The organism is Microcystis sp. M20BS1 (assembly GCF_020245305.1).
Taxonomy (GTDB): Bacteria; Cyanobacteriota; Cyanobacteriia; order Cyanobacteriales; family Microcystaceae; genus Microcystis; species Microcystis ichthyoblabe_A.
The window spans coordinates 1-3,994 of the sequence record NZ_JADBUZ010000171.1; the positions used below are offsets into that span (position 1 = coordinate 1).

Below are 3,994 nucleotides of genomic sequence, written 5' to 3' on the forward strand. Positions count from 1 at the left end.
GATAATACAAGGTTAACCAAAGGAAGTCAAGCTGTATCCTTAACAAGGGAACAGTCAAACTAGGAGCCGTGTGAGGTGAAAGTCTCACGCACGGTTCTGAATGGGAGGGGAGGTCGGTGACGACCTTCTCGACCCCTAATAATATAATTTCGTCGTCAATCCTATGATTTTGCCAGGTAGTACCGTTCGAGTCACCAATCCCGATGATACCTACTATAAATTTGAAGGTTTAGCCCAGCGTTTAAGCGATGGGAAAGTGGCCGTTCTTTTTGAGGGGGGCAACTGGGATAAGTTAGTCACCTTTAATCTCTCGGAATTAGAAGAACTAATTATTGCCCCGGCTAAAGGCAAAAAATAACCATGCGTCCACCCTTACCGCAATTAGCCACGGATAACCGCCATCCCGATCATATCGCCGAAGTTATCGAGACGACGACGACCGAGTTCTTAGCGCAATGTTTGGAACCAGAGGAGTTAAACTTTCCTTTTATGCCCGCTTTTGGTAGTTGGGTAAAAGCCTACGATGAAGAAACGGGTAATAAGATTTTTGGGATTGTCACCTTTGCCACCACTGCCCCCATCGATTCGGTACATCGTGCTAGAGCTTTGGGGTTATCTTTGGCTGAATTGCGGGAACAACAGCCGCAGATTTTCGCTATGTTAAAAACGGAATTTCGGGCAACTATTGTCGGTTTTGAAACCCTATCCGGACAATTTAATGGCAATGGTGCTGGGCGAGGTTATATCTATCAATATATTCCTCCCCGCCCTCCACAAATTCATCAGGCAGTTTATCAATGTGAGTCGTTAGAAGTGGTTTATTTTAGTGAACAATTAGACTTTTTAAGAATTTTATTACAGGTCAAAAATACTCCCGTGGAAGCTTTGGCAGCCGCTTCTATCCGTCAGATGTATCAATTGCGTCAAGCCGATCGACAATGGTTAGTGAATGTGGGCAGACAGTTAAGTGTTTTACTTAAAGATGATTATGATCGCTTGCGTTATATTCTCAGTCAAATTCATATTAGTCCTTAGATGATTCGGCGTTGCTGATTTTAATTATGAATTGTCTTCTGAGCAATTCTTCAAACTCCAAACCAAGTTAACTTGTGGATACTTTGTACAATTAGCATTCATATCTGGATTGCTGCAAAACTGATACCTGATAAATGGACAACTCTTATTCTCAATTAACCGAAGACTTGCTGAAATTGGTGCAACATTTGCCCCACTTAAAAGATGGCAAATGGATTCAAAGATCTCTGGAAGCAATAGTCAGAATTGCCGAGGAGGAAATCGATCGCCTCGATTGGAAAATTCTAACCTATGCGATCGAAGATTTAGAAAAGGGATTTCAGGTATTTTACCCCTACCGTCACATTCGTAAACTGACCATTTTTGGCTCGGCACGCATCAAACCCGATAGCAGTGAATACCGTCTGGCAGTAGAGTTCGCACGCTGTATCAGTCAATACGGTTTTATGGTGTTAACCGGTGCTGGGGGTGGCATCATGCAGGCAGGGAATGAAGGCGCCGGACGGGAAAATTCCTTCGGATTAAATATTCAGCTACCCTTTGAACAGGGGGCTAATCCTTATATCATAAATGATGCCAAATTAATCGATTTTAAATATTTCTTTACCAGAAAACTATTTTTTCTGCGGGAAAGTGACGCAGTAGCTTTATTCCCCGGCGGTTTCGGCACCCAAGATGAAGCCTTTGAGACGCTTACCCTCTGTCAAACCGGTAAATACGGACCTGCACCCCTAGTATTAATTGATGAGCCTGATGGGGATTACTGGCAAACTTGGCAAGAACAAATTAGTGAAAATCTGCAAAAAAGAGGACTGATATCCGCCGAAGATCGGAATTTTTATACTATTACCAACGATCTAAACCACGCTTGTCAAACAATTCGCCACTTCTATCGGGTCTATCACTCCAGCCGTTTTGTGGGAGAATCCTTTGTTATTCGTCTTAATCACGAACTAAGCGAGGAACAGATCGAACAAATTAACCAAAACTTCGGCGATATCCTAGTTAAAGGGAAAATCGAACCCAGTCAAATTCTAGAACGAGAGAATCGGGATTCCAGCCACCATTTACCTCGTCTAGTTTTTTACTTCAACGGCAAGAGTTACGGACGCTTGTATCAATTAATTGATCACATCAACGATTTAAGTCCTGTAGTTGCCCTTGAAGAGCATCCCGAGAGAAAATAAATACTAGGCCAGAGTTTCTGGACAGTATCCTAAACCCTTAGTAAATTGTTGCCGAAAAGCCTCTATATCTTGCTGATCCGGGGTACCATGGGAGACGATCGCCACTTGGTAACGACGCATGACATCAATGGGGGATTGTCCCGTTTCCAAACTCCAAAAAACCATCTGGAGACGCATTTCCGGTTGATAGGGAATCCCTAACTCATTCATGTAGGCGCGAAAATCCCCGTGTTGGCAAGGAGTAAGCATTTGATTAAACTTTACCTTGACCACCCAACCGTTAATCTGATGAATAACCGTCATGACGGAGGAGGGTAGATGAGTCATCGATCGCAGGTACTCGGTGACTCGTAGCGTTAAACTAGCGTTAGCAAGAAAATAGAGATAGTCCATATTGGCCGCTGGGATGTTGGCTAACAGTCACGATTAGTGTTATATCTCTAGTCTGACGATAAACCGTTCCAGATACCAAGGGGAGAAATCCCCGATTTAGTGAAGTTCGCTTGGGTAGAATTACCCGACTTTTGCGAAGATCTTTATGATGATAACGACGATGATCCCTGACCAATCACTCTCCAGCTACGATTATCACCTTCCTCCGGAGTTAATTGCCCAAAATCCCGCAGAACCCCGAGACAGTTCCCGTCTTTTGGTGGTAGATTCTCCTAATAGTCATAATTTGGCTATTTTTCGGGATTTACCTACTTGGTTAGAGCCGGGGGATTTGTTGGTTCTCAACGATACCCGCGTGATTCCGGCCCGTTTATTTGGTCGTAAAACCACCGGCGCACCCATAGAAATATTACTATTGGAAGAACAAGATGACCATCGTTGGTTATCTCTAGTGAAACCGGGAAAACGCTTTAAAGTCGGTTCAGAAGTCCTTTTTTATCCGAAAACAGGGCGAACGGAAAACAAAGAAAAATTATGGTTAGCGAAAGTAATCGATCGAGATCTGAACACCAGTGGTCGTCTGCTGGAATTTCAACGTCATCCCGGACGCAGTTTTTGGGATATGTTGGAGGAGTACGGTCATATTCCTTTCCCCCCCTACGTCACCGAATCGGAGGCGGAAGAAGACCGTTATCAAACAGTTTACGCTGATAAACAGGGTTCTGTAGCCGCTCCCACTGCCGGATTACATTTTACTCCCGAATTATTCCATAAGCTCGCCCAGAAGGGTATAGATACCACCTATATCACCCTTCATGTGGGAGTGGGAACCTTTCGCCCCGTGGAAGTGGAAAATATTACAGAACACCTAATGCACCGGGAATTTTTAGAGATTTCCGCCGAAACTGCCGAAAAAATTGCCCAAACAAAGGCTAGAGGTGGCCGGGTTATCGCCGTAGGAACTACGGTAGCTCGCGCCTTGGAAGGGGCAATTAAAGAAACTAAGAGCGATAAAGTAACCGCTTTTCAGGGAAAAACGAATTTATTTGTCTATCCGGGTTATCAATGGCGAGTTATCGACGGCATGATCACTAATTTTCACCTACCCAAGTCCAGTTTGATGATGTTAGTCAGTGCCTTAGTCGGACGGGAAAGACTATTGGCATTGTATCAAGCAGCTATCCAAGAGCGTTTCCGTTTCTATTCCTTCGGTGACGCTATGTTAATCCTACCCAGCGCTTGCAGCAGTAATCGGTAAGTAGGGTTTGCGGCAAAAAGCTTTTCCTGGTGGCAGGGTGTGGGGTGTGGGGTGTGGGGTTTTACCGATTTTGAGGTAGTCAGTTACCTAATTTTCAGGGAAAAAGTCCCAGAATTTTCCC

The 3,994-nt window shown here is 44.3% G+C and carries 5 protein-coding genes; 4 read left to right on the top strand and 1 reads right to left on the bottom strand.

Going from position 1 to position 3,994, the window contains the following annotated elements; translation table 11 throughout:
* Nucleotides 1–163: 163 nt before the first annotated feature.
* From IM507_RS16845 to IM507_RS16855, 3 genes are all read left to right on the top strand, one after another.
* Nucleotides 164–358 carry an NAD(P)H dehydrogenase subunit NdhS gene (locus IM507_RS16845; protein WP_002732940.1) on the top strand — a complete coding sequence of 65 codons (195 nt, stop codon included), beginning with the start codon at nucleotides 164–166 and terminating at the stop codon, nucleotides 356–358.
* 2 nt (nucleotides 359–360) lie between these two features.
* Complete coding sequence (locus IM507_RS16850; RefSeq protein WP_123230290.1) at nucleotides 361–1,035, top strand: HAS-barrel domain-containing protein; 675 nt, start codon at nucleotides 361–363, stop codon at nucleotides 1,033–1,035.
* 134 nt (nucleotides 1,036–1,169) lie between these two features.
* Entirely contained in the window at nucleotides 1,170–2,222 is a 1,053-nt protein-coding gene (locus IM507_RS16855; protein ID WP_002733478.1) for an LOG family protein, read from the top strand.
* A 3-nt stretch (nucleotides 2,223–2,225) separates the two neighbouring features.
* Here IM507_RS16855 and IM507_RS16860 read toward each other — a convergent pair whose 3' ends face one another.
* Complete coding sequence (locus IM507_RS16860; RefSeq protein ID WP_002733765.1) at nucleotides 2,226–2,615, bottom strand: hypothetical protein; 390 nt, start codon at nucleotides 2,613–2,615, stop codon at nucleotides 2,226–2,228.
* Between the two features lie 160 nt (nucleotides 2,616–2,775).
* Between IM507_RS16860 and queA the strand changes: the two genes are divergently transcribed.
* Nucleotides 2,776–3,873, top strand: coding sequence for a tRNA preQ1(34) S-adenosylmethionine ribosyltransferase-isomerase QueA (gene queA / locus IM507_RS16865; protein ID WP_287637374.1), 1,098 nt, complete (start codon nucleotides 2,776–2,778; stop codon nucleotides 3,871–3,873).
* Nucleotides 3,874–3,994: the final 121 nt, after the last annotated feature.

What these genes read in the sequence shown, in the direction of transcription:
- IM507_RS16850 (WP_123230290.1), top strand. Translation starts at nt 361, where the DNA reads ATGCGTCCACCCTTACCGCAATTAGCCACGGATAACCGCCATCCCGAT.
- IM507_RS16855 (WP_002733478.1), top strand. Translation starts at nt 1,170, where the DNA reads ATGGACAACTCTTATTCTCAATTAACCGAAGACTTGCTGAAATTGGTG.
- queA (WP_287637374.1), top strand. Translation starts at nt 2,776, where the DNA reads ATGATCCCTGACCAATCACTCTCCAGCTACGATTATCACCTTCCTCCG.
- IM507_RS16845 (WP_002732940.1), top strand. Translation starts at nt 164, where the DNA reads ATGATTTTGCCAGGTAGTACCGTTCGAGTCACCAATCCCGATGATACC.
- IM507_RS16860 (WP_002733765.1), bottom strand. Translation starts at nt 2,615, where the DNA reads ATGGACTATCTCTATTTTCTTGCTAACGCTAGTTTAACGCTACGAGTC.